Consider the following 25,410-nt stretch of genomic DNA (forward strand, 5'->3'; position numbering starts at 1 on the left):
ATAGTAACTATTCATAAGAGTCTAATGGTATTAATTTTTAATAAGGAGTTTTTATGTCAAAAACAATGAAAGCAGCTATTGTTGAGCAATTCGGTAAGCCATTAGTTGTAAAAGAAGTCGCGATTCCAAAACCACAAGAGGGTGACGTGTTGGTAAAAATTGAGGCTTGTGGCGTATGCCATACAGATTTACATGCCGTTGATGGGGATTGGCCAGTGAAACCTAAGCTTCCCTTAATACCAGGTCATGAAGGTGTCGGATATGTTGTAGAAGTTGGTAAAGGCGTAAAGCACATCAAAGAAGGTGATGCAGTGGGTATCCCGTGGCTTTATAGTGCTTGCGGACATTGTGAACATTGTATGGCTGGTTGGGAGACGCTTTGCAAGGAGCAGCAAAATGGAGGGTATTCTGTTAATGGTGGATTTGCAGAATATGCCATTGCCGATGCAAATTATGTTGGCGTCCTAAAGAAAGACAGCAATTTTCTGAATGTAGCTCCTATTCTTTGTGCAGGTGTAACTGTTTATAAAGGATTAAAGATGACAGAGGCAAAACCCGGTCAATGGGTAACGATTTCTGGAATCGGCGGTCTTGGGCATCTAGCAGTGCAATATGCAAAAGCTATGGGATTAAATGTTGCAGCTATTGATGTTGCTGATGATAAATTAGAGTTGGCAAAAAAATACGGGGCAACAGTTGTTGCAAACGCCAAAGAGCTAGGCGAGCAGGGTACGATTGATAAAATCGTAAAAGAAACCAATGGCGGAACACATGGTGTGCTTGTAACAGCTGTGCATCCCGTTGCTTTCAAACAAGCCGTAGGAGTAGTGCGACGAGGCGGCACTGTGGCGATGAATGGGCTCCCTCCTGGTGAATTTCCTGTCAATATTTTTAATATGATTCTTAATGGCGTAACAATTCGCGGGTCCATTGTTGGGACAAGATTAGACTTACAAGAAGCGATTAATTTTGCAGAAGAAGAAAAAGTACGTGCGCATGTTGCACCTGCTAAGCTAGAGGAAATCAATGATGTTTTTGATAGAATGAAAAAAGGTAAAATTGACGGTCGTATGGTCCTTGATTTTAGGAAGTAATTTTTCTTCGTTAATTCATTAGGCTTTATATCAAAGTGTATAAGCCCAATTTCTCTCATACCATGATTTAATCGTCATGGCTTACATATTTATAAATCTTTTCTTAATGATTAATTGCTTATGCTGAAGGATGTGTTATGTCAGATTTACCCCTACAAGTTATTGCAACGCAAAATGCCATTTTACTCATTAGAGAGCTTCAACTTCAATATGGTGAAATACTTTTTCATCAATCGGGCGGTTGTTGTGATGGTTCTGTTCCTTATTGTTATGCTAAGGGTGATTTTCAAATAGGCAGCAATGATGTATTGTTAGGTTATGTTGAAAATGCACCTTTCTATATTCATAAGGCGCAGTTTGTTTATTGGAATCATACACAGCTTATTCTTGATGCAAAAGAAGGGAGCGGGAGTGAATTTTCGTTGGAATATGGTTGCGGTAAGAGTTTTTTCTTAGATTCTAGAATCTTTACTGAAGATGAATATCGCTCGTTGAAAAATGCACAAAAGATTTAATGATTCGTCATTGCCGAATCATAATCAGATTCACGGCAATATGGTAACACTTATTTAAAATAAAGCAGTGGGATATTGTCAGTATATCGATAACTTAGATTCAGTTTGTTCTATTGAATGAATGGCTGCAATTTCTTTTCTTTCTGTTTTCTCTTGTAAAGTGCTTATGGTATTAGCAAAAATCAATGAACAATTATTCATCAAACCATTCAGATAGTCAAGTTTCTAACATTTATAGACGTTTATAGGTAGTTTCATAGTTGCAAACAAATAACAGAATATTTATGCGCTCTTTATGGGTTTTCGCGATGTTTAAGTTTGGTTTTATAAAAATCTACAAATTTTGTAAAGAGTTGAATCCTAAAACGTAAAATATTGCAATGTTTCTTTCGCTCTCGTAATTTACGTTGTATGGTATTGACTGTTTAATAAATCGCTTGGTTGTTTGCTTAGCCCATCTTGGCTTTGATAAACAATACGAGTGATAGGATAGGCTATATGGATATTTTCATCTTGTAAGTATTTCTCAATAATTTCTTGCGCAATAAGACTTTTGAGATGTAATGTTCCATAGGCATAGTTTTGAAACCATACAGAAATCTCCATTCCATTTTCTTTGATAAAGTTAAATACTCGTGGATTAACATTGACTGAATGTACGAAAGAGAATCTATCTCGCATACGTTGCATTTGCATCCTTGTTTGTTCTGTATAAAGCTTGGCATGCGTGGTTGCGACTTCTAATGCAATGTTTTTTGCTTTAGTGATATTAGAATCAAACGTAACACAAACTTCGACACTATCCCAAATATTGCTTAAATCCCCATGAGTATAATTGGCAATCAGATGCGTAAATATATAGTTATTCGGGATAAAAATAAGCCTTCCAGCACGGTGATTATCTCGATAAGAAGTAAGTGTAATATCATCATAAATGGTAATCCGTAGCATTGAAATATCGAGGACATCACCAATAAAAACTTCGTTTTCTTTTTTGATTCGGATTCTATCCCCTACATGCACGCTGCCACCTACAACTATAACAAGCCAACCCAAAGTACTCATAAACATATCTTTCATAGCAATAGCAAGCCCAGCAGAAGCAAAGCCTACCATTGCTACGGCGTAAGTTGCGTTGTCAATATATGCAAAAAGCAAGATAAGGAAAATGACCGTGATATTAAAAAAATTAATAACTTTACTTGTTGTATAGGCTCTTTCATGGTGGTGAATATAACGTTTGACAAGCATTTTCAATGCAAAAGCAATGACTATGCTAATTAAGATTCCAATGCCAATATATCCCAATTTAAGAATCTGATTCTTAATGTGCATTTCTAAATTCGCAATAATTTCGTCTGAGTCTTTGCCGAAAACATCCATTGTTGTTTCAAAAATATTACGTGCGCTTTGCAATTCTAAAATTTCATTTTGAACATCTTCAAGAGAATTTTTATAGTGATTTTTTTGCGATATTGCTAAATGATTGTCTTTAAGAATAGCTTGAAGGATTTCTGATTTTTTCTCCAATGTTGTAATGAGTTGGTCTAAATCATACTTGTTTTTTTGCATATTATCTCGGACAGAAGAAATATGCTTAATGAAAGACAATGCTCCAAAGATTCCAAAAGGATTATTAATAATTGGCGGCTCATTTAGGAGTGGCTTATCAAGCAATTCTCCAAACGGTTTGCTACGATATTGCTCCAAAAGACTTTGTTGTTTTTTTAGTGTTTCTAGTCTGTGAGATTCTTGAGAATTTAGTGTAGATTCCAAGTTGGTTTTTTCTAGAATCGAAATTTCATTAGAGATGTGATGATAGTTTCTAAAATTATCATATCGTTTGAGCCAAATACTGTCGTTATATTTTAATTGCGCATCGATTCTATTAAGCTTTTCTTGATTCGAATATTCATTGTGTGTTGCACGGTTATTTTTTGTTTCGGCTTGTGTGGTACGTGGAATGTTTGTGGCACTATCAGGGTTCTGCGTTAGACTTATTTGTACTGTCAAGCAAAAAACAAGCAAAAAACAAGCAAAAAAATGAAAGATTTTATTTTGTTTTACTATATTAGCAGAATTCATGTAGAACCTCTAATATCGTGTCTTTGTCAATATCGTTATGGATACGAGCGCAAACATGCGGTTTTGATTCTAATAATACAAAATGCAGTTTGGAATCTAAACTCTTTTTGTCAAGAAAGAAAGATTGGTAAAATAACTCTTTATCTTTAATGCAATACATAGTTGGTAATCCACACCGATTTAATAACTCTTTAATTTGCTGCATTTTATTCTTTTTAAGAATGCCAAGTTTATAAGAAAGTGCATTTGCCATAACGATCCCCATACTCACTGCCTCGCCGTGTAAATATTGTGTAAAATTTCCCTCTAATTCAATGGCATGTCCAAAAGTGTGTCCGTAATTAAGCAAGGCACGTACACCATTTCGTTCTTCTTCATCTTGCTCTATAACTCGCGCTTTAAGTTTAATGCTTTGCTGAATCATAGTCATAAGGAGAGGGGATTCTAAGAGCTTATTTTGTATGGGTTGGGTTTTGTTGTGATGCGGTGTTTCTAATCGTTGTATTTCTTGCTCTAGCTCTTCTAGCATGGAGTAATCAAAGCAAGCAAAAATTTTAATGATTTCAGCAAAGCCAGCACTGATTTCTCTTTTTGGTAGAGTTTGCAAGAAGTTTATATCGATGTATACGGCACTTGGTTGGTGAAAGAGACCAATTAGATTCTTACCATATTTGTTGTTTACCCCGCATTTTCCACCCACACTTGCATCAACCATTGCAAGCAATGTTGTGGGAATGCTGATAAAATCAATGCCTCTTTGGTAAATTCCACTTGCAAAACCTACCATATCTGTGATAACACCGCCGCCTAGAGCTATCATTAAGGAATTACGATTAAGCTTCGCAGTAAATGCTGCATTAAGGATTGTTTCAATGTGCTCTAAATCTTTAGTAGATTCACCATCTGGTAGAATACAAATGGGCAGGCTATTGATTTGCGTACTATTTTTATTGAACAATGCGAGTAAATCATTAAGAAAAATTTTGGCAATAGAATCTGTTGTTACAATAAGAATCTTTTTTGTAGTCATTTCTTGTAATTGTTGAGTGTAGCAAGTGAGATTCCCAAAGTAAATAGGATAACTTTTTGACGTAACGTTAATAGTAAAATGATTAGCAGTGTGTTTCATTGGTTTATCTTTATAGGGGTGTATCTGGGCTTATTGTATCGGATTTTTATTACTTTGATTACTAAGTATTAGCCTTTCATAATTTTTGTTGCCTAATGTAAAGAGGATATTTATCGCAGTATCTTGGTTTTAATTGCTATTTTTTCTCCTGCTGTAAATATATGTTTGGTAAAGATATTTACTCAATTTGTGATAGCCTTTCATTTTACAAAAATTCCAAAACACAAGGTGAGTTTATGAAAAAATCATTCCTTTTTACTTCAGAATCCGTTACTGAAGGACATCCAGATAAAATGGCAGATCAAATTAGCGATGCGGTACTTGATTATATAATAGAGAGAGATAAGAAGGCACGTGTAGCTTGTGAAACACTTGTAAGCAATGGCTTTTGCGTTATTGCAGGAGAGTTGAAAACACATATTTATGCTCCTATGCAAGAAATTGCGCGTAAGGTTGTGCAAGAAATTGGCTATACGGACGCGCTTTATGGTTTTGATTATCGTTCCGCGGCTGTACTTAATGGCATTGGTGAGCAAAGTCCAGATATTAATCAGGGCGTAGATAGAGAAGACGGAGAAATTGGTGCTGGGGATCAGGGATTAATGTTTGGTTATGCCTGCAAAGAAACAGCCTCACTAATGCCCTTACCTATTTGGCTTTCCCATCGACTTACAGAGGGTTTAGCGCAAAAACGTAAAGATGGAACATTGCCTTTTTTGCGCCCAGATGGTAAATCTCAAGTCACTGTACGTTATGAAGATGGTGTACCTGTGGGAATTGATACGATTGTGATTTCCACACAACATAGCCCTGAAGTACAACAAACTCATTTAAAAGATGCCGTGATTGAGGAAATTGTGCAAAAAGTATTACCCGCACAGTACTTAAATGATAATATTCGTTATTTTGTCAACCCTACTGGGAAGTTTGTTATCGGTGGACCACAAGGCGATGCAGGATTAACGGGGCGCAAGATTATTGTAGATACCTATGGAGGAAGTTGCCCGCATGGTGGCGGTGCCTTTAGCGGCAAGGACCCAAGTAAAGTTGATAGAAGTGCAGCGTATGCCGCACGTTATGTAGCGAAGAATCTTGTAGCAAGCGGTGTATGTGATAAAGCAACTGTGCAAGTAGCGTATGCTATTGGAGTGGTTGAGCCAGTTTCGATTTTGATTGATTCGCATAATACAGGCAGAGTAGAGGATTCGAAGCTTACAGAATGCGTAAAACACATTTTTCGACTCACACCAAAAGGCATTATAGAGTCTTTGGATTTATTGCGTCCTATTTATCGTCAAACAGCAGCTTATGGACATTTTGGAAGGGAATTGCCAGCTTTTAGTTGGGAGAAAACAGATAAGATTGAAGCAATTAGAGATTTTTGCGGTTTGAAATGATAATTATTGCTTGCATGAGATAAGTTACGTTAACTTTATTGTTATCCGCAAGCTCCCAATATTCTTAGGGATTCTAAGTTTCTATATTTTGTCTCAAGAATCATATTGATTCTCAACCATGTCTTTCTATTTACGATTTCACTTACCCATTCAATAACCCCGATCATTTAGTAAGAGTGTTGCAGCAGAATCGGTGCTTTATTAACTCTTGCTTTAGACTTCTAATAACTTTATTGCATTATTGGTATTTGGAATAATTTTAGGTTTTTGCAATCGTTTAATGAGGCTTATGGGTGGGTGCGCCATCAAATTTATTAACATTTAGAGCTGAAATAGTTAGAGTAAGCTATGAAGTTATTAGATCCCAAAATTTAAAAATTTGTATGAGAAGTGAAATGTGGAATATTTTGCTATTTTATTATGTATGGAGATAAATAAATACTTATTATTTGATTATCAAATAACCATATAAGATTTATAAGATTTATATCGAGGTGGCGGACAGGGAGGGATTCGAACCCTCGGTAATCTTGCGACTACGCATCCTTAGCAGGGATGTGGTTTCAGCCAACTCACCCACCTGTCCATAGCTAAAAGTAAAAATAGAGTTTGGATTCTATTCTAATAAATATTAAAAACTACTTAAATATTAAAATAACAGACAATATGTTGTTTTATATTGAAAATAACAAAAATTTTTACAAATTAGAGAGCTTGTGCTTTTTGCATTGCATACAATCTACTTGCATTACCTACAACGCTTATTGAACTTAGACTCATGGCAATACTTGCTATCATTGGGTTAAGTATGATTCCAAAGCCGCTAAATATACCCATTGCAATAGGTATGCAAATACTATTATAGAGAAATGCAAAACCGAGATTCTGCGTAATATTATTGAGTGTTGCTTTACCTAGTTGCAATATTTCTACAAGACCCAACAAATGCTTATGAAAATAAATAATATCGCTATATTCAATACTGACTTCATGCCCAGATGCCATAGCTACTGAGACATCAGCTTTTGCAATGGCTATAGCATCATTTATTCCATCGCCTACCATCATGATTTTATGTCCTTCATTTTGTAGAGAATGTATATAGCGCATTTTATCTTCGGGAAGACATTCTGCGCAGTGTTTTATTCCTAAAAGATTAGCGATACTTGCTACATTGCTTGCAGTGTCTCCGCTAAGAATTTCGCATACGAAACCAGCCTTTGTAAGCTTGTCTATCGTTTCTTTTGCATCTTGTTTAAGAGTTTCTTGTAAAACAAGATTGCCCAATAATTGATAGCCGTCTTGTTTCTTTTCTGCGAGATGAATAGTTAATAAATTCTCTTGAGACTTCTCCATTATTGTTATGTTGGCTTTTTCTTTAAGAATCTTGGCATTACCTATTACAAAGTGTCTTTGTTTAGAATCTATCTCTAATGTGGATTCTAGGCCAGCGTTAGCAAGAATAGTCGTCCGCTTATTCTTATAGAGTTCGAATCCTTTCCCTGCTTGCACGATTGCTTTAGCAATCAGATGATTGCTTCCTGTTTCAATCGAAGCGCAGATTTTTAGCAATTCTTCTTTTGTATGGCATGATTGTGTATCGATTAGGTTGATAGAGTGTAATTGTAGATTTCCATCTGTAAGCGTGCCAGTTTTATCAAAAATAATGTAATCTATTTTTGATAAATTTTCTAGGCTTTGAGAACTTTTGAAAAATACACCTTTTTTATTCGCGCGTGCATTAGCAAACAGGGTTGCCATAGGAGTTGCAAGCCCCAAAGCACAAGGACAAGAGATAAGGAGAGTGCTAGAAAAATACAATAGAGCCGTTTGTGTATCTGCATAAAAAAACCAAAATATTCCACTAAGGATAGCGAGTATTATAACGATAGGCACAAAGAAAGCTGAGATTCTATCCGCTAACAATGCAATACGCATTTTACTTTCATAAGTCTGTTTAATAAGCATCTGCATTTTGTTGATTGTAGAATCTTTTGCTAATTGAGTAACACGTGCAATAATCATTGTATCTGTGTTAAGCGTTCCTGCGAAAAGCAAAGAATCCTTTTCTTTATTAACGGGTAGGCTTTCCCCGCTTAACATACTTTCATCTATGCTAGCGTTAGGAGAATATAGTAATGAATCAATGGGAATAAAACTTTGTGGCAGTATTTGTATATAGTCGCCAATTTGCAATGTATCCACTAAAACTTCTTGTATTTGTATCGCTTGATTGCTAGCAGTCGATGCTTGCATCGAATCTACAATTTCGGGATTAAGAATCTTTTGAGCAAACTTAGTGTTTCTTTCAAGTAACTTTGTAGCATTCTGTGTAGCAAGAGACTTTGCATTTTCCTCAATATATTTACCTAGCATGACAAAACTAAGAATCACACAAACGCTTTCAAAATACAAATGCCAGTTTGCCAAATGTTCCTGCGTTATCACTCCAAATTGTAGCAGTGAATATAAACTATAAAAGAATCCAGCCAAGCTTCCTATGCTTATTAAAGAATCCATATTTGGTCTCAAGGAAATAAGTGCTCGAATGCCGCGAAAGTAAAACGTCCTTCCTAAGTGCATAACAATAAGGGTAATTATGAGTTGTGCCATTCCATTATAGAAATTATTGTATAGCCAAGCAGGCAAAGGCAAATGTAGCATTTCATGTAGCATACTTATATAGAGTATTGCGGCTGATAATATGAGGCTTAGTAGTAGACGTCTTTTGTTAGTAAGTAATCGATTCTCAATGAAACAATGAATCTTATTAAATAATGATATGTTTTGCGTAGAAGAATCAGTCAGGAGTACGCTTGGATTAGGCGATGAATGCAACGAAGCAGGGTTGCCATTTTGAGTGATATTTGTTGGGATTGCAGAAGCTAGAGGGGAGTTATGAGCTTGATTGGATAATGTAGAGGAATTTATATCCGAATCAATAATCGCTTCGAATCCTAGTTGTTTAATGCTTTCCATGATGTGTTGGACACTGCATTGCAAGGAATTAAATTTCACTATTCCACTATGTGTAAGAATAAAGATATTCGCTTCTAAGATTCCTTGTTGCTTTCGCAAAGCGCGTTCAATAGACGCAGAGCAACTCGCACAACTCATGCCTTTAATTTGCAAACGAAGAAGTTGTATAGCGGAATCTTCAGCCTCTACATTGTGATTCTGTGTTTTGATATACAAAGGCTTGTTATGCACAGGTGCTAGCCTGTTTTGCTGTATATTATTATGATGGCTATCAGTAGAAAAACGCATATTCTTGTTCCCTCCTCCTTTGTAAATAAAGCAAATTATAGTTGATAATTTTACATTTAGCCAATAATTTTTGTCAAGAGAAAGAGCCAGATTGTGGTTGTAAACGATAGAATCACTTTTGTTTATTTTATATAGGGATATAAGATGATGAAGTCAAAAAAAGTAACATCTCTTTATGAATGTCAGCATTGTGGATGGCAAAGCAGTAAATGGCTTGGTAAATGCCCTAATTGCAATGCTTGGGAGAGCTTTATTGAGCTAAGAAATCAGCATGGATATTCCTTGCAATCTCATTCTACAAATAGCATTTCCTCTGATAAAAACGCAAAGGCACTTCCTATAACGCATATTCAAGAAGAGCAAGTTGAGCGATTTAGTTCTACGCAAAGTGAGTTGGATATTGTGCTTGGAGGTGGTATTGTGCGGGGCGGGATATATCTTGTAGGAGGCAGTCCTGGTGTTGGAAAGTCTACATTGCTTTTAAAAGTGGCAGGGGGGTTAGCGAATGGACAAATGCAAGGGGGAAATTTGACAGCAGATGGAGCGGGTAGCATGCAACACACATCTATCAAAAAAGTATTGTATGTTAGTGGTGAAGAGAGTTTAGGGCAGATTCACAATCGGGCAAAACGTTGCCAATGCTTGAGTGATAATCTCTATTTATTGAGTGAAATTAATCTTTTAGAGATTAAAGAGAATTTACTTAATGGTGGATTTGAAGTTTGCATTATTGATTCTATACAAACGATTTTTTCGCCTAATCTTTCTGCTGCACCTGGTTCTGTGTCGCAAGTAAGAGAAATTACTTTTGAGCTTATGCGACTTGCAAAAAGTTGCAATATTGCTATATTTATCATCGGACATATTACAAAAGATGGACAGATTGCAGGTCCTAGAGTGTTAGAACACATGGTAGATTGCGTACTCTATTTCGAAGGTGAACGTACAAATGAATTAAAGATTTTGCGCGGGTTTAAAAATCGCTTTGGTACAACAAGTGAGATTGGAATCTTCGAAATGAGAGAAAATGGCTTGGTGAGTGCGAATGAGGCAATGAAGAGATTCTTTACTATCAAGAAAGATATGCCCGGAAGTGCTGCCGTGGCAATCATGGAGGGAAGTAGATGTATTGTTGTGGAGATTCAGGCACTAACTTGCGAAAATGATTTTGGGATTCCGAAACGATTATCCAATGGCTTTGATGGCAATCGTTTAAATATGTTGTTGGCTTTGCTTGAGAAGAAAATGGGGATTCATTTAAGCAAACATGACGTATTTATTAATGTCGCAGGTGGGATTAAAATTAATGAAACAAGCGCGGATTTGGCTCTGATTGCAAGCATTCTCTCAAGCTATAAAAATCGCCCGCTAAAATCTTGCACAGCGTTTATTGGTGAAATAAGTCTTATTGGAGACATTCGAGAAGTAGGTGGACTGGAGTTGCGATTGAAAGAATTAGCGAATTTTGGTTTTAGTCATGCAATTGTCCCTAATATTCCTAAGGGATACAAAGGGCAAGTGAAATGCACAAAAGTGTCGGAAGTTGCGAAGATCATTGATTGGATGTAATCCTCTAATGAATAATCTTACTATGATGAATCAAAATATTTACTCGGCTTTTAGATTCTCTTTGTCAAACTTTATGTTTGATATTACTTATTTTCTTGTTTGTCATAAAGCTCGCTTTCTCTTGCTATGTAGAATTGTGCGATTTTGTCATAGGCAGCTCCCCAAGCCTCTAAAACACGATCGTCTGGGTTGAGAATATTTTTGATAGCTTTCAGCAATGATGTGCCAACTAAAGGATAGTGTTCTGGTTGTACCTGAAGTTTTACATGAGTGTGCGCCACTTTATCGACAAATGAGGTTAAAGCGTCTAAGTTTTCTATATTTTGCGCTGCTTTTAAGATAGCTGTCGCCAAAGCTTTAGGTTGTTCTTCTGATTCTTGTTTTTGCGGATTAAAGAGAGGCTTCACTTCGGGATAGTCTTCAAATAAGATTCTATAAAATTCTTTTGTGATTTCTTTACCATGTTGTTCTAATGCAGGAATGCAATCTTTAATAATTTGTATTTGTTGTTGTGTCATAGTTTTCCTTATAAAAAAGTTAAGGAGGTGATTGTAGCTTGAAAGCAAGATAGAAAAATTGACCTATGTCAATAAACGGGCAAGCAAACGTCATTTTGTTGCCGTCTTTTGTGTCTCTTAGATGATATTCTCCAAAACATGATAGAATCTACAACCTTTATTCATTAAGGTAGCCTTATGTCAAATCATAAATTGATTTATTTTATTCTCTATCGATATCTTAAGTTTGATAAAACACAGCCTTTTATTTCCATTACTGCTTTGTTGGCGTTTCTAGGTGTCGGTGTAGGGGTTATGGTTCTGCTCGTAACAATGGGCATTATGAATGGTATGATAAAAGAATTTGAACGTAAACTCTTTATTATGAATTATCCAATCACGATTTTTTCTACTTCGATGCAAGGTTTGCAAGAGGACTTGATTGTGTTTTTGGAGCATAGATTCCCCAATTTGCAATTTAGCCCGTATATGCAAACACAAGCTGTGGTACGTGAAGGTAGTGAAATTTATCCCGTTATTGTATATGGTGTGGATTTGCCACGTGAGAAGCGAGTGAATAAAGTACTAGAAGAGAGTAGAGCACAAATTTTTCATCATACCTTTTCTATGCTATTGGGCGAAAATCTCTACTATGCTTTGCATTTGCAACAAGATGAAAAAGTTACTTTTATATTTACGGATTTAGCACCGACAGGATTAGCACTTACCCCTAAGCTTAAAAAATTCAGTGTGGAATCTACTTTCTCAAGTGGATTAAGAAATTATGATAACTCCATAGCTTACACTTCATTTGAAGCTTTACGTGCTATTCGCGGATTAACACAGAATGTTTATGACGGTATACATATTTTTTCGCAAAAACCTATGGAAGATATTATTTCGATTCAACAGGCAATGCAAGAATATCAAGACAACACAGGTAAGATACTTTATGCCGAAACGCAAGGTTGGTGGGAGCAAAATGGCAACTTTTTTTCTGCGATGGAATTAGAAAAAAAAGCACTTTTTTTGGTTCTTATGTTGATTATTCTCATGGCAAGCCTTAATATTATTAGCTCTTTATTGATGGTTGTAATGAATAGACGAAAGGAAATCGCCTTACTTATCAGTCTTGGGGCAAGCAAGAGTGATATAAAAAAGTTGTTTTTTCGTTTAGGGGTAGTCATTGGCGGTAGCGGGATAATTTTTGGAATCATTGCGGCTTTTGGAGTAATGTGGATATTAAAGACATTCCCTATTATTTCCCTTCCCGTTGATGTTTATGGGGTATCAAGATTGCCTATTGATTTGTTAATGAGTGATTTGATAGGCACTATAATCGGTGCGATTTTTATTGTTTGTTTGTCTTCTTATTATCCTGCAAAAAAAGCTAGCGAAGTGAATGTATTGCAAGTATTGCGCAATGAGTAGCCTAGAATAGCCTAATTTAGCAAAGATACAACGTTAGTTCATCGGCTAAAAATAAATTGTTAGCATAGATTCTTGAATCTTTTTTATAGCATAGTTTGTTATTAAGGACAATAGGCAATTTTTCTTGATTCAGTAGAGTTTCTCGCACTCCGACTTCACTACGTAGCCCTAAAAAAATTTCTTCAAATTCTAAGTCTGTTTTACTCAATTTTTCTATTGTTTTATGCAAAGGATTGGCGATATATTTTTGTAGATTCTTTGGAGCATACTTACGATTTTGCCCCACTCTGCTTACCGCACTTGCGCCAAACCCCAAATATTCTTCACTATTCCAATAGCCTAAGTTGTGTTTGCATTTTTTAGGTATGGCAAAATTTGAAACTTCATAATGCAATGCGCCATTCGTGCACAAAAAATCCCTTACAAAAACCCCTAAGCTTTCTTTTCGCAATAAATGATGTTGATTTGTTTTTGCAAAATGCGAATCTTTATCAATACTTAAGCTGTATGCCGAAAGATGTGAAATACCCAATTGCAATGCGGATTCTAATTCATGTTGTAGTCTGTGTTGAGAATCTAATTGGCAATCATAGATTAGATCAAGGCTTACATTATCAAAAATACGTGTTATCACATCAAACGCGTATTGTATATCTTGCAGAGAATGTTCACGCTGTAATAATGCGAGCTTATCAGCATAGAAGCTTTGCACTCCCAAGCTTATGCGATTCACACCAAAGGAATGAAGTGCATGTAACCATTCGAATCCCAAGTTATTTGGGTTAGATTCTATTGTGATTTCTGTTAGGGAAGAGTTGTTCGAATCTTCGTGTTTGCAAGCCTTGTTGTTTGGTGAATCTTGTAAATTGCAAAGCGGTAAAAGTAGGGCAAAGATTTTTTCGTAATATTGAGGTTTTATAAGATTAGGAGTACCTCCGCCGATAAAGATACTTGAAATGTGCTTGATATTGTATGAACTGAGATTTGATTCTATCTCATGATATAACGCTCGAAAATAATCGTCTATTAGATGTTCTTGATGTGTTTGAGAGAAAAAGGCACAATATCCGCATTTAGAATCACAAAAGGGAACATGGATATATATTCTCATAAATTTCTTTCTTTAATCATTCAACTCAAGTAACTTGATAAATCTTATCAAGAAGTTTGCTAGAAAATTCGCTAGAGACATTAAAATGAAATTGCAAGGGCTGTAAATTAGTTTTGTTTGATGATTTGCAGCACTTGTAATAAACTTATATTTTCGCGTTGCATGCCTGATGTCATATTCTTTACAGTAATGGTTTTTGTTTTAAATTCTTCTTCGCCAATAATCAGACTAAATTCGTGCCCTTTGGTGTTGGCGTAGTTAAGAGATTTTTTAATTTTTGTAATATCTGGATAGACTTCGGCTCTGATATTACTTTGCCGTAATGTTTCACCCACTTTGTGTGCAAAGGGTAAATAATCTTGATGCAAGGGAATAATAAGTGCCCTTGCCATTGTGCCTCGTTGCTCGAGTAAGCCTAGTTCGAGTAAGCCTACCATCAATCTATCAATGCCTATGCTTGCTCCAACGCCGCTTAACTGCTCTTTGCTAAAGCTTTGCGTGAGATTATCATAGCGACCACCACTGCATACGCTACCGATACTCTTTAAACGATTAAGTGTCGTTTCATAAACAATTCCCGTGTAATATCCAAGCCCTCGAGCAATAGAAAAATTCACACGGCATACGGAAATATCAAATTCTAAATCATGTAAAATGTGCAACATAGATTCTAGGCTTTCTAAGCCTCTTTTTAAACTTTCATTGTAGTTTTTTAGATAGGCAATCTCTTTGAAGAAGTCCTCATAATGATTGTTTTGCTTAATTGTAATGATAGAGCAAATTTCTTCAGCCATTTGCACACTGATAGATAATTCTTTTTGCAATTCTAATTTGACAGAATCTATTCCTATTTTATCGAGTTTATCAATAATTCTTAATCCAGAATCAATATTATCTTGTAATCCAAAATGTTCAAAAATCCCATTGAGAATCTCTCTATGATTAAGCCAAATGCTAAATTCTTGCAGATTCAATGCAGTTAAAGAGCTATAAATGACTTGCAAAATTTCGGCATCACAACTTAGTGAACTACTCCCAATGAAATCAAAATCACATTGTGTAAATTCTCTGTAACGACCTTTTTGCGCGCGTTCGCCGCGAAACACATTGCCTATTGCATAACGTTTGAAAGGCATTTCAAGTTCATGTCTATGTTGTACTATGAATCTTGCAAGCGGCACGGTTAAATCAAAACGTAAAGCAACATCTCTATTTCCGTGGTCTTTGAATCTGTACATTTCTTTTTGTATTTCATGGCTACCTTGTTTTATAAGTGTCTCGGCATATTCTAAATGCGGTGTTTCAATTGGCATAAATCCGTAGCTTAAAAATACCTTACTTACGACATTAAGAATCCTAGATTTAGCTGCAGATTCTTTAGGCAATCTATCGCGGAAACCACTAAGAGTTTTAGCATTAACAAGTGTATTGTCCATAACGTAAAACCTTGTTATTCTGTGCTAGAAGTAATTTGATAATCGTTAAGAATGGCTAAGAGATATTCAATATTTGAATCTGCTTTTTGAATAAATGCAGGTAAATCAGCAAAATTAAGCGGAGTTGTTGTTTTTCGTTTGAGGGTAATTTTTGCAGATTCTTTTCGAGAAATAAGCACGTCAGCTATTGCACCGCCAGCTTTAGAGAGGTTAGCATTTGTTTCGCTAGTAATTTCTTTGAACTGCGCCAATGAGGCGGGTATCATAGCAGCCCCTAATGCAATGGTAGAATTATAACTTTCTCTTGTCATGTCTGGCTGTGTGGTTTTCATTGCTTGAAATAATGAATCACCTAGTTTGCTGCCTTTTAATTGAATGGTAATTTGTTTGGGATTAACTCGGAATTTAGAAAGGATGTTTTTTAATTCTTTTTCGGTGGTATTTTCAGATATTGTTGCAAGCGAATCTATTATTTCGTCAAAATTTTTAGATTGAAAGTTTTCAGATTGAATATCAAGTAGATTATTTAATAACAATGTGTAGATTGACGAATCAATTTGGCAGTTTATTTCTTGAGCCATAGTAACTTTTTGTACGGAATATTGGGTAGAGCATTGAAATCTTTGTGGCAAAAATGGCTTTTGTGTCGCTGTAATCTCTTGGTCGGTTATTTGAATATTTCCACTCATGTGAAAAGATGCGTTTTTATTGTTAAGCGCAGTGGTAATCTTGAGGTTTTTTATTGCAGTAGTACTAGTAGAGTCATTTGCAATCATTATTTTTGGTGCACTACATGTTGCTTTAAAACGATCGCCTTCACAGGAATAACTATTGTCCTTTGCCATAAAGCGCATAAAACTCTCCGCGATATCTTTAGCTTCTATAGTAAAAGCACTATTAAATAACCATAGGAACAAAAGAGAAAGGCTAGAGCAAAGAGAAAAGATTCTGCAATAAGAGTTACTAAGAGAATGTCGCATGATATTCCTTGAAGTTGAATTTGTGTAAGAATTATGATTATACAACAAAAAGTTATTTTTATTTGATAATTGGGATTTATTTGAGAGTAGTGGTTTTGTGATATAATTTAAACAGCCTTGCATTTTGAGGGGATAATAATGTTACGATATGTGATATATTTTTCTTTAAGTATTCTTTTAGGAGTAAGTATGGCAAATGGAAAGGACAATAAAAAGCCAAACAATGATAGTGAAATAGTTGAGAAAGCTGCTACAAAGGCGAATGATTTTCGACTATTACATGAGAATGCTATGGATTTTCTTGTGATCAATGGGATAAAAGTACCTGTTATTAGTGAAATTTCTTCATTTCTCCCTGTTGGGCATTTGCAACTCGTTTTTATCGGCGGTGGAAATATTTTTAACCCGAACAAAAAGCCGTTAGCAAAAGTTGCTAGCACACTGCTTAATTTTGGTACAAAGAAATTAGGAAAGGTGGGATTTGCCAATTTACTTGACAGCAAAGCGGTGAGTATTAATGCCTCGGTTGGACAAACTACTTTAACTATTGAAGTCGATTTTTTAAAGGAATATGAAGATTTTGCTTATGAGCAATTACATAGTTTATTAAGCGATCCCAATATTACAGAATCTAGCCTCAAAGATACAAAAACACAATTACAGGCTGCATTTATGAGCAAGCAAAGTGATTTTGATTATCAGGCAATGACATTGCTCAATAAAAACGTTTTTGCAAATACTCCTTTGGCATATCCAGCACTTGGCAATAAGGTTTCCGAAATAGATTCTATAACCTTAAGAGAGGTTAGAGAATATTTGCAAGATAATCTTGCATTAGCAAGATTGGTGGTTGTCATTGGAGGAGATATGAATCTCTCCTCTAGCTTAGAAAAACTTACTAAGATGCTTTCTATGTTGCCACAAGGCACACAAATCCAAATCCCCAACTATCAAGTTAAAAAGAACCCGTTAAAAATTTTGCGAAAAGACACGCAGCAGGCATTTATTTACTTTGCAAGTCCATTAAATATTGATAGTCTTCGTACCGAAGGATATAAAGCGCAAGTAGCTGGCTTTATACTTGGGAGTTCCGGGTTTGGTTCTCGTTTAATGGAAGAAATTCGTGTAAAAAGAGGGCTAGCTTATTCTGCCTATATGTATCCTAATCTTTCTAAAATTACCACTTCTTTCTTTGGATATATACAAACTGCCATTGACAAACAAGACACAACTATTGCGCTTACACAAGAGATAGTTAGAGATTTTGTAAGCAAAGGTGCTACACAAGAAGAGCTTGATTCTGCAAAACAATTTATCATTGGCAATAAGCCATTAAATGAAGAGACGTTAAGTCAAAGATTGCAGGCAAAATTTATGAATTATTATAATGGATTGCCACTTGACTATAAAGAAGAATTTATTGAAAATGTAAAGAATTTAGATTTACAGACACTTAATGATTTTATTCTAGCTCATCCAGAAATCGCTAATTTGACTTTTAGTGTTGTTACTAAGCAAAATAAGTAAGCAATCATTTCCTATTCTAATCAAATTATGATAGCTCAAATTTATAGGAGAAAAAATGCTTATATGTTGCTTTTTGTTACCTTGGTTAAGTCTTTTAATGATAGGTCGCCCATTTGCCGCAATCATTTGTCTCATTTTACAAATTATTTCTTTGATAGGTAGCTCTTGGATATGGTGGCTTATAGCAGTGATTTGGTCAGTTTACGCTCTTAATCAATATAAAACATACAAGAAAATTGAGGAAGCATTGAATCAATATGAAATAGATAGAGAAAGCACAGAGAGCTTCAACAAATGATAATTTTTGGTAAACAATGCTTTGAATATGTTTTTTTGCATAGTCCTAAACAAATACAAGAAGTTTATCTCTCAAAGGAAATACCAAGAGCACTGTTTCAACAGATTTGCAAGCACAATATAAAAATTCTACGCATAGATAATCAAAAGGCGCAGGCTCTAGCACATGGGAAAAATCATCAAGGCATATTAGCAAGAATAACAGATATAGAATTGATGAGTTTAAAAGAGATAATAGAATGTAATTCACTGCTTATTCTTTGTGGATTAACCGATGTCGGGAATATTGGATCTATCATTCGAACTGCTTATGCCATGGGTGTAGAGGGCGTAATTCTATGCGATAGAGAATCTCTTCGACAAAATACATTAGAGGGAATATTTCGTGTAAGCAGCGGGGCACTATTGAATTTGCCCTTTTGCTTTGAGCCTTCGAGCCTTGAAGTAGCCAATCAACTTAAAAATCGTAATTTCTTTCTTTTAGGTGCTGGTATGCAAAATGATGTAGCGCATTGCACAGAGCGAAAAAACGATACACTGGAATTAAAAACTACAAAAAGTTATAAAAAATGGGCGTTATTTATTGGAAAGGAAGATAGCGGATTAAAGCAAAAATTATTAAAAAGATTCGATAAAATTATTCATATTGAAATGGCAAATCAATTTAATTCATTGAATGTGAGTATAGCAACCGGGATTTTGCTTGACAGAATACGATGTCAAAGACTTTAAAATTACAAATTTATTTTAAATAGAATCAAAGGATTGGAATGCAGGATTTTGAAAAATTGAAAGAGTTAGATATAGAGGAAATTCATCGTAAAACGCGTATTACTGTTTCAAAACTTCATGATATTCTTGATAAAAATTTTGCAAACATTCATTCTATACGTGCACATGGATTTATAAAGATTCTAGAACGTGAATTTAATCTCAATCTTCAAAGTTGGATAGACGAATATGAACAATATCACAAATATAAGAACACGCAGGATAACAAACGTTTAGAATCCACAGTGCCAAATTATACACTAAACTCGGCACAACAAAACTCTACAATAGAATCAAAAGAATCAAAAACTACCGCTAAAGGAATATCAAATTCGCAACAAATAAATATCCAAGAAATCAAAACAACTAAACAAAATGAAAAAGCGAAAAACTATAAAAACACTTTTCGCAAACATGGTATACAGCTAAATACAAAGAAAAATACAAAAACGAATAAAATCATAGCTTATAGTCTTATTGCAGCTTTGGTAATTCTATTAATTGTCGTTGTGGTGATTTATAGCGTTGATACTGCTTCGTCTACCCAAAATACACAACAAAACAACAATGACACACAACCGCAGGCACAGGAAACATACCCACACATCTCTTTAGAGGAAGCGATTCTCGATGAGAAAGAATCTTCTTCCGCAATTACTGATTCTAAGGATTCTGTAAATAGCAATGCACTTGATACAGAAAATGAAGCCAAAGATTCGCGCAACGCAAAAGAACAGCAAAAGAGCAAGCCCGAGCAAGATTCTCAAGTTGTGGTAACTCCTTCTGATACTCTTACGATTATTCCTAAGAAAGACGTGTGGTTTGCGTGGATAAACCTTACCACTAAACAAAAGGGTGAAAAATACACCAAAGAATCTTTTACTTTGCAAACAGATGGTCCAATGATTTTCCATTTTGGAAACATGTTACTAACTTTTAGTATTAATGGCAAAAAATATGATTTTCAAAAAGGCGGTGTTACTTATTTGCTCTATGAGAGAGAATCGGGATTAAAAGAAATTTCTCAAAAAGAATTTAATACACTAAAAAGGAAGGCTAATTAAGGTGTATCAATATATTTATAAGCCAATATTGACCGTTTTATTAATCTGCTGCACTTTATTGCATTTTTTAGATGCACAAATCTCTTTGCTGCAAGAAAAGATTCGGAGTTTTATTGCTCCTAAAACCTATCAAAGTAATGCAATATTTATACAAAAATTGTTTAAAAACGAAAAAAGCTTTTATAAAGATGACAATATTAATGTTATCAAAGTTCTCAATACTCTTAAGGCAAACGGATTGCTTACCCTTAAGTTAGCAAAACCTAACAATATTACGATTTCCTTTCGAATTAATGCAAAAACTTACACGGATTCTAACCCAAGCTTTATGTTTCTTGCCTACACGACTAGCAATCTTTTAAGTAACATGGGATATTCTTATTTCTATGTAACACATGCCAAGAAAAACCACGATTCTCTTTCCATTAGTTATACCCTTAATGCAGAATCCGAAATCGATCCGACCGTGCTGATTGGAAATATTCAAAAGCGAGGTTATAATATTGTTGATGTTATAAGGGATTCGCCCACACATTGGATATATGTTATACGTTTAGAACAATCTAAGATTACGCATGCCCAACAAATCACCAAAGGTACGTCGCAGCTCAATCAAGTTAGCGGTAAATATTGGATAACATTAGGAATAGCAGGGGTGTTGCAAGTAACGCTCGATAATGATGAAAAATGGAATCCAAAGATTCTAATTTTTGATGACAATATGAATTTACTCGAAGCAATTATGTCAAAAGATATGCAGAAACAATATACTCTTAAAACCAATGTAGCTATGCGTTTTCTTATGATAACTGACAATTACAATCCTGCAAATCTGCGCAACGGAATCACATTAACTTTTACTCCCAATAAATCTGAATGAACGAAGGATAAACTATGTGCGGCATTATGGGTTACATTGGCAATCAAGAGAAAAAAGACATTATTTTGCAAGGGCTAAGAGAGTTGGAGTATAGGGGTTATGATAGCGCAGGCATAGCAGTTTTGCAAGATTCTAAATTGCAAACTTTCCGCGCATTAGGAAAATTAGAAAACTTAGAATCTGTATTGCAGGGTTACGAATTTAATGGGTATGGAGTGGCTATTGGGCATACAAGATGGGCTACACATGGTAAGCCTACCGAGCTAAATGCTCATCCACACAAAGGAGAACAAAGTGCCGTGATTCACAATGGAATCATAGAAAACTATAAAGAGCTTAGACAGGAATTAGAAAATCACTCTGTTGTTTTTTCTAGTCAGACAGATACAGAAGTTATCGTGCATTTGTTTGAGAGATACGCAAGAAGCCTTTCGCCAGAGGAAGCCTTTCGCGCGACCATTCAGAGATTACGTGGGGCGTATGCTATTTTGCTCATTAGTACATTGCAACCAGATAGAATCTTTTATGCAAGGCAACATTCGCCATTGCTTATTGGAGTGAAGTTACGTTCTACGACCGATAGACAGCGCGATATATCATCGGCATCTCATATTTATTCGAATTCTTCACAGGTAATTTGCCCTGAATTGGAATCTCTCTTTTTTTCAAGTAGTGATTCAGCATTAATAGGCTGTATTGATAACGTCATGTATTTAGAGGACGGAGAATTAGGGAGTCTCTCACTTCATGATTCCTTAGAACAATCGATGGTTAATCGCTTGAAGCCTTTTTGTGTACAAAAGGCTTACGCACAGAAAAATGGCTATCGATATTTTATGGAAAAAGAGATTTATGAGCAAGAAGGAGTATTGCTTGAGACATTAATGGGTAGAGTAAGCGAAGGAAAAATAGAATTAGAAGAATTAGATATAGAGTTTTTCACTTGTTTTACAAGCATAGCAATCTGTGCCTGTGGAACGAGCTATCATAGCGCGTTAGTGGGTAAATATCTTTTAGAGAGAAAGGCTGCAATTCGCACAACAACACATATTGCAAGTGAATTTCGTTATGCAAAACCCGTACTAGAAAAAGATGAGCTTTTTATTGTTATTTCACAAAGCGGTGAAACAGCAGACACTCTTCAAGCACTTAAGCTTGCAAAGGAAAACGGTTTGCCCACACTCGTTATTTGCAATGTAGATAATAGTTCTATGGTTCGTTTGGCTGATTATTGCTTACTGACACGTGCAGGTATAGAAAAGGGGGTTGCAAGCACTAAGGCTTTTGCAACACAGGTTATGGTATTGTGGATTTTTTCTGTCTTGTTGGGGCAAAAAAGGGGCAAGGTGGATTCTATCGGATTAAAAAGTGAAACAAAGGCTATGTTAAATGCTATTAAAGCCACAAAGATAGCACCTTCTTTGCATGAGAGAATCAGGAGACTTTCTAAACGATATTTGCATGGACACGGCTTTTTCTTTATTGGGCGAGATATTTTTTACCCACTTGCATTAGAAGGTGCATTAAAACTTAAGGAAATTAGTTATTTACATGCAGAAGGATATGCTAGCGGTGAAATGAAGCATGGACCGATTGCTCTTGCAGATAGCGAGCTATTCACTCTAGCCCTTATGCCTAAGAATCTTCTCTATGAAAAAAACAAGAGTAATGTTGAAGAACTTATTGCAAGAGATTCTACGCTTTGTGCAATTAGCCCTTTTGATTTTGAGTTAGCTGATGATATGGTTAAGATTCCGCAATTCAGTAGTTACATGGAGGAATTTTTCGCAATGATGGTTATTTTGCAATTACTTGCTCTAGAGATTGCCATTCGATTAGGTAATGATGTGGATATGCCGAGGAATCTTGCCAAGAGTGTTACTGTTGAGTAACGATAAAGATATATCAATACTTATAATGCTCTCAAAACCACTTCCAATTTCCTTAGGGGCAGTAGATTATACGGATTTGCACATTTGCCCCATAGCTTTTTAGAATCTGTCTTTAATCGTATTATCAATGAGGTTGAGGGCATATCGCGTGGTGTATGATATTACTAGCAAACCCCCGGTAACCATTGAGTGGGAGTGAGAGGATTCATGTTTCACGAAATACTAAAGGGCCATAGTCTGCACATATTGAAAAACCATATTGCCGATGCATTCATAGATATCATCATTACTTCTCCGCCCTATAATGTCGCACATCAATACGAAAATTATAATGATGATTTAGAGTTTGAAACCTATCTTGATTCAATGCGTGCGATATTTACAGAATGCTATCGTGTCCTTAAAATCGGGGGAAGGATTTGTGTCAATATTCCTTTTGCCGTGAAAAATAGAGAATCTAAGCAAGTGCGATTTCTTTCTGTGTATATGACGCAAATCCTTAATGAAATTGGCTTCCATGAGTTTGAGCTGATTTCTTGGCATAAGGGTAAAGATATTAAACATTTTCAAGGCGATAACACTGCTTGGGGGAGCTGGAAAAGCCCCTCTTGTCCTTCGTTTAGACCGCTTGGAGAATCTGTTTTGGTGTTTTATAAGAAGGAACGAACACATAGAGGAGACCCTCAAAGCATAGATATTTCTAGCGAGGAATTTAAAGAATGGACAAAAAATATATGGTATTTTGATAGAGAAAAAGAACAGGGATTTGAAAATATCCTTTGTGCAAGTAATAATGCAAAAAAAGATTTGCACCCAGCCCCGTATCCCGAAGAATTGATAGAGCGATTATTAAAAATCTATTCTTATAAAAATGATATTGTCCTTGACCCATTTAATGGCACAGGAACAACAACATACATCGCAAACCTCTTAGAGAGGCAATTTATCGGGATTGAATTATCAAACAAATATTGCGAAATCGCAATCAATCGCTTAAATGACAAAAATAAATCTCTGCCTATTCTAAAAAGCTTCCCTGATAGAATGGCAAATTTAGTCAATAGCGATAATACTTTGGATTCGCTCAATGAAGTTTTTCCCTATAAAGAAGCCTTTAGCCCTCATTTGATACAACAATTACAAGAAAGATTTTCTTGCTCCATACAATCGCTTTATGACCCATTTTGTGGTGTGGGTTCGAGCTTTTTAAATCCAGAGATTCAATTCTGCTATGGATTGGATACCTCACCTTTTGCACTAAATGTAGCTAAGGCAAAACTAGAAAAACTAGATTCTAAAAACCTGCAAAAGGCAAAAATGGCTATGCAGAGCTTTGAATATAGCAACAAGGATTATCCCTACCCGCAATGGCAGTCTTTTGAAAGATATGCGGATAAGCGATGTTTTAATATCGCTATGGATTTTATAGAATCTTTTAAAGATTTCGATTCTAAAATCTATCATTTTGTAAAGTTTTTGATATCTTGCAATTTAGAAAAAATATTAGATTACAAAAAAGATGGCAATGGGATAAAAAAACGAAAATCTAAAATTAAAGATACAGAATCTTATCTCAAAGATCTTACTTTAAGAGCTTTTGAATTAAAAAAAGAATTTGATAATAATAATATTAAAGAATTAAGCCTAGAAAATCTCTCCTCCGTCGCCCACAAACCCAAAGATAAGGTTGATTGTATTCTGACTTCCCCTCCTTATGCGAATTTGTTTGACTATTTTGAGATTTATAAAATGGAGCTATGGGCTAGCGGAATTATCCAAAGCTATGAGGATTGGAAAAGACTTAAAAAATCTGCTTTAAGAAACAATAAAAATGCCAACTTGCAAATAAGAGATATTATAAACAATGCTTTGCTAGATGAGACGCTTGCAATCCTTAAAGAGAGAGAATTAGAATCTAGCATACTTACAATGTTGAAGAATTATTTTTTTGATATGCAAAAGGTCTTAAAAAACTGCTTTGATGTGCTTAAAAAGAATGGGTTTTGTTTTGTTGTAGTAGGGAATTCTTGCTACAAAGGAATGCCCATAAAAACAGATGAAATCTTAGCCCATGAAGCACAAAAAATAGGCTTTAGATGCAAAGAAATCATCATAGCCAGAAAACTCAAAACTTCAAGCCAACAAATGAAGATCCTAGATTCTCAATCCAAATTTTATTTACGAGAAAGCATTCTTGTATTGCAAAAGGAGAAATGATGAGGCAAGTTGGTATGCGGTATAAAAGAAAAGATGTTGATTCTTTATCGCCCAATCTTTTAATTCAATCCTATGAAATACATAAAATGTTCGATAATGGATTATTTGGATTTTTCTATGATGAAAATGGAAAATTGAGAATTAGATTCTCTTTGTCATACTGAGCATTTGAAAAATGCGATGCGGGAGCGGAGCGACTGCACGAACGAAGTTCTTGCCCATACTTGCTCATTCCCGCAGGGATAAACATT

Annotated in this window: 19 protein-coding genes, 1 tRNA gene and 1 pseudogene; 13 read left to right on the top strand and 8 right to left on the bottom strand. The window is 35.4% G+C overall.

The genetic code is table 11. The features are described from left to right. The first annotated feature begins 53 nt into the window (after positions 1–53). Positions 54–1,094, top strand: a complete 1,041-nt coding sequence (adhP, locus tag CQA66_RS06320; RefSeq protein WP_104763294.1) for an alcohol dehydrogenase AdhP — start codon at positions 54–56, stop codon at positions 1,092–1,094. 137 nt (positions 1,095–1,231) lie between these two features. After that, entirely contained in the window at positions 1,232–1,609 is a 378-nt protein-coding gene (locus CQA66_RS06325) for a DUF779 domain-containing protein (protein WP_104763295.1), read from the top strand. Positions 1,610–2,011: 402 nt separating this feature from the next. Here the strand turns inward: CQA66_RS06325 and CQA66_RS06330 are convergent, their stop codons facing one another. Then, complete coding sequence (locus CQA66_RS06330; RefSeq protein ID WP_104763296.1) at positions 2,012–3,694, bottom strand: mechanosensitive ion channel family protein; 1,683 nt, start codon at positions 3,692–3,694, stop codon at positions 2,012–2,014. Beyond that, positions 3,681–4,823 (bottom strand): 3-dehydroquinate synthase, encoded by a 1,143-nt coding sequence (aroB, locus tag CQA66_RS06335; RefSeq protein ID WP_104763297.1) that lies wholly within the window; start codon positions 4,821–4,823, stop codon positions 3,681–3,683. Before aroB ends, CQA66_RS06330 begins: the two co-directional genes overlap by 14 nt. A gap of 236 nt (positions 4,824–5,059) precedes the next feature. Here aroB and metK point away from each other — a divergent pair, with 236 nt between their 5' ends. Further along, complete coding sequence (gene metK / locus CQA66_RS06340; protein WP_104763298.1) at positions 5,060–6,220, top strand: methionine adenosyltransferase; 1,161 nt, start codon at positions 5,060–5,062, stop codon at positions 6,218–6,220. 495 nt (positions 6,221–6,715) lie between these two features. On the opposite strand, the gene CQA66_RS06345 is transcribed toward metK, so the two are convergent. Then, positions 6,716–6,806, bottom strand: a tRNA-Ser gene (locus CQA66_RS06345). 119 nt (positions 6,807–6,925) lie between these two features. After that, positions 6,926–9,487 (bottom strand): heavy metal translocating P-type ATPase, encoded by a 2,562-nt coding sequence (locus CQA66_RS06350; RefSeq protein ID WP_104763299.1) that lies wholly within the window; start codon positions 9,485–9,487, stop codon positions 6,926–6,928. A gap of 147 nt (positions 9,488–9,634) precedes the next feature. Between CQA66_RS06350 and radA the strand changes: the two genes are divergently transcribed. Then, complete coding sequence (radA, locus tag CQA66_RS06355; protein ID WP_181882248.1) at positions 9,635–11,056, top strand: DNA repair protein RadA; 1,422 nt, start codon at positions 9,635–9,637, stop codon at positions 11,054–11,056. 83 nt (positions 11,057–11,139) lie between these two features. Here the strand turns inward: radA and CQA66_RS06360 are convergent, their stop codons facing one another. Then, entirely contained in the window at positions 11,140–11,574 is a 435-nt protein-coding gene (locus tag CQA66_RS06360) for a globin domain-containing protein (protein WP_104763301.1), read from the bottom strand. Positions 11,575–11,751: 177 nt separating this feature from the next. Here CQA66_RS06360 and CQA66_RS06365 point away from each other — a divergent pair, with 177 nt between their 5' ends. Beyond that, a complete protein-coding gene (locus CQA66_RS06365; RefSeq protein WP_104763302.1) occupies positions 11,752–12,984 on the top strand; it encodes an ABC transporter permease in 1,233 nt (410 codons plus the stop codon). Positions 12,985–13,000: 16 nt separating this feature from the next. On the opposite strand, the gene hemW is transcribed toward CQA66_RS06365, so the two are convergent. From hemW to CQA66_RS06380, 3 genes are all read right to left on the bottom strand, one after another. Further along, entirely contained in the window at positions 13,001–14,095 is a 1,095-nt protein-coding gene (gene hemW / locus CQA66_RS06370) for a radical SAM family heme chaperone HemW (protein WP_104763303.1), read from the bottom strand. A 107-nt stretch (positions 14,096–14,202) separates the two neighbouring features. Next, positions 14,203–15,531: a histidine--tRNA ligase gene (hisS, locus tag CQA66_RS06375; protein ID WP_104763304.1), complete on the bottom strand. Its 1,329-nt coding sequence runs from the start codon at positions 15,529–15,531 to the stop codon at positions 14,203–14,205. A 14-nt stretch (positions 15,532–15,545) separates the two neighbouring features. Continuing rightward, a complete protein-coding gene (locus tag CQA66_RS06380) occupies positions 15,546–16,511 on the bottom strand; it encodes a hypothetical protein (RefSeq protein WP_104763305.1) in 966 nt (321 codons plus the stop codon). Positions 16,512–16,649: 138 nt separating this feature from the next. On the opposite strand from CQA66_RS06380, the gene CQA66_RS06385 reads away from it, so the two are divergent. From CQA66_RS06385 to CQA66_RS06420, 8 genes and pseudogenes are all read left to right on the top strand, one after another. After that, complete coding sequence (locus tag CQA66_RS06385; RefSeq protein WP_233707758.1) at positions 16,650–18,038, top strand: M16 family metallopeptidase; 1,389 nt, start codon at positions 16,650–16,652, stop codon at positions 18,036–18,038. A gap of 55 nt (positions 18,039–18,093) precedes the next feature. Beyond that, on the top strand, positions 18,094–18,336 hold the full coding sequence (locus tag CQA66_RS06390) for a YqaE/Pmp3 family membrane protein (RefSeq protein ID WP_104763307.1): 243 nt from the start codon (positions 18,094–18,096) through the stop codon (positions 18,334–18,336). Next, positions 18,333–19,067 carry a 23S rRNA (guanosine(2251)-2'-O)-methyltransferase RlmB gene (rlmB, locus tag CQA66_RS06395; protein WP_104763308.1) on the top strand — a complete coding sequence of 245 codons (735 nt, stop codon included), beginning with the start codon at positions 18,333–18,335 and terminating at the stop codon, positions 19,065–19,067. Before CQA66_RS06390 ends, rlmB begins: the two co-directional genes overlap by 4 nt. 38 nt (positions 19,068–19,105) lie before the next feature. Next, positions 19,106–20,170, top strand: a complete 1,065-nt coding sequence (locus tag CQA66_RS06400; RefSeq protein ID WP_104763309.1) for a hypothetical protein — start codon at positions 19,106–19,108, stop codon at positions 20,168–20,170. Position 20,171: 1 nt separating this feature from the next. Continuing rightward, complete coding sequence (locus CQA66_RS06405) at positions 20,172–21,050, top strand: hypothetical protein (protein WP_233707759.1); 879 nt, start codon at positions 20,172–20,174, stop codon at positions 21,048–21,050. A gap of 14 nt (positions 21,051–21,064) precedes the next feature. Further along, complete coding sequence (gene glmS / locus CQA66_RS06410) at positions 21,065–22,942, top strand: glutamine--fructose-6-phosphate transaminase (isomerizing) (RefSeq protein WP_104763310.1); 1,878 nt, start codon at positions 21,065–21,067, stop codon at positions 22,940–22,942. 75 nt (positions 22,943–23,017) lie between these two features. Continuing rightward, positions 23,018–23,141: pseudogene (locus CQA66_RS09395) on the top strand (GMP synthase (glutamine-hydrolyzing)); the annotation flags it as partial. A gap of 8 nt (positions 23,142–23,149) precedes the next feature. After that, positions 23,150–25,159, top strand: a complete 2,010-nt coding sequence (locus CQA66_RS06420) for a DNA methyltransferase (RefSeq protein WP_104763311.1) — start codon at positions 23,150–23,152, stop codon at positions 25,157–25,159. Positions 25,160–25,410: the final 251 nt, after the last annotated feature.

The sequence above is a fragment of the Helicobacter aurati genome, assembly GCF_003364265.1.
Taxonomy (GTDB): domain Bacteria; phylum Campylobacterota; class Campylobacteria; order Campylobacterales; family Helicobacteraceae; genus Helicobacter_A; species Helicobacter_A aurati.

Coding starts and splice junctions, on each gene's coding strand:
- adhP (WP_104763294.1), top strand. CDS start 54: ATGTCAAAAACAATGAAAGCAGCTATTGTTGAGCAATTCGGTAAGCCA.
- CQA66_RS06325 (WP_104763295.1), top strand. CDS start 1,232: ATGTCAGATTTACCCCTACAAGTTATTGCAACGCAAAATGCCATTTTA.
- CQA66_RS06330 (WP_104763296.1), bottom strand. CDS start 3,694: ATGAATTCTGCTAATATAGTAAAACAAAATAAAATCTTTCATTTTTTT.
- aroB (WP_104763297.1), bottom strand. CDS start 4,823: ATGAAACACACTGCTAATCATTTTACTATTAACGTTACGTCAAAAAGT.
- metK (WP_104763298.1), top strand. CDS start 5,060: ATGAAAAAATCATTCCTTTTTACTTCAGAATCCGTTACTGAAGGACAT.
- CQA66_RS06350 (WP_104763299.1), bottom strand. CDS start 9,487: ATGCGTTTTTCTACTGATAGCCATCATAATAATATACAGCAAAACAGG.
- radA (WP_181882248.1), top strand. CDS start 9,635: ATGAAGTCAAAAAAAGTAACATCTCTTTATGAATGTCAGCATTGTGGA.
- CQA66_RS06360 (WP_104763301.1), bottom strand. CDS start 11,574: ATGACACAACAACAAATACAAATTATTAAAGATTGCATTCCTGCATTA.
- CQA66_RS06365 (WP_104763302.1), top strand. CDS start 11,752: ATGTCAAATCATAAATTGATTTATTTTATTCTCTATCGATATCTTAAG.
- hemW (WP_104763303.1), bottom strand. CDS start 14,095: ATGAGAATATATATCCATGTTCCCTTTTGTGATTCTAAATGCGGATAT.
- hisS (WP_104763304.1), bottom strand. CDS start 15,531: ATGGACAATACACTTGTTAATGCTAAAACTCTTAGTGGTTTCCGCGAT.
- CQA66_RS06380 (WP_104763305.1), bottom strand. CDS start 16,511: ATGCGACATTCTCTTAGTAACTCTTATTGCAGAATCTTTTCTCTTTGC.
- CQA66_RS06385 (WP_233707758.1), top strand. CDS start 16,650: ATGTTACGATATGTGATATATTTTTCTTTAAGTATTCTTTTAGGAGTA.
- CQA66_RS06390 (WP_104763307.1), top strand. CDS start 18,094: ATGCTTATATGTTGCTTTTTGTTACCTTGGTTAAGTCTTTTAATGATA.
- rlmB (WP_104763308.1), top strand. CDS start 18,333: ATGATAATTTTTGGTAAACAATGCTTTGAATATGTTTTTTTGCATAGT.
- CQA66_RS06400 (WP_104763309.1), top strand. CDS start 19,106: ATGCAGGATTTTGAAAAATTGAAAGAGTTAGATATAGAGGAAATTCAT.
- glmS (WP_104763310.1), top strand. CDS start 21,065: ATGTGCGGCATTATGGGTTACATTGGCAATCAAGAGAAAAAAGACATT.
- CQA66_RS06420 (WP_104763311.1), top strand. CDS start 23,150: ATGTTTCACGAAATACTAAAGGGCCATAGTCTGCACATATTGAAAAAC.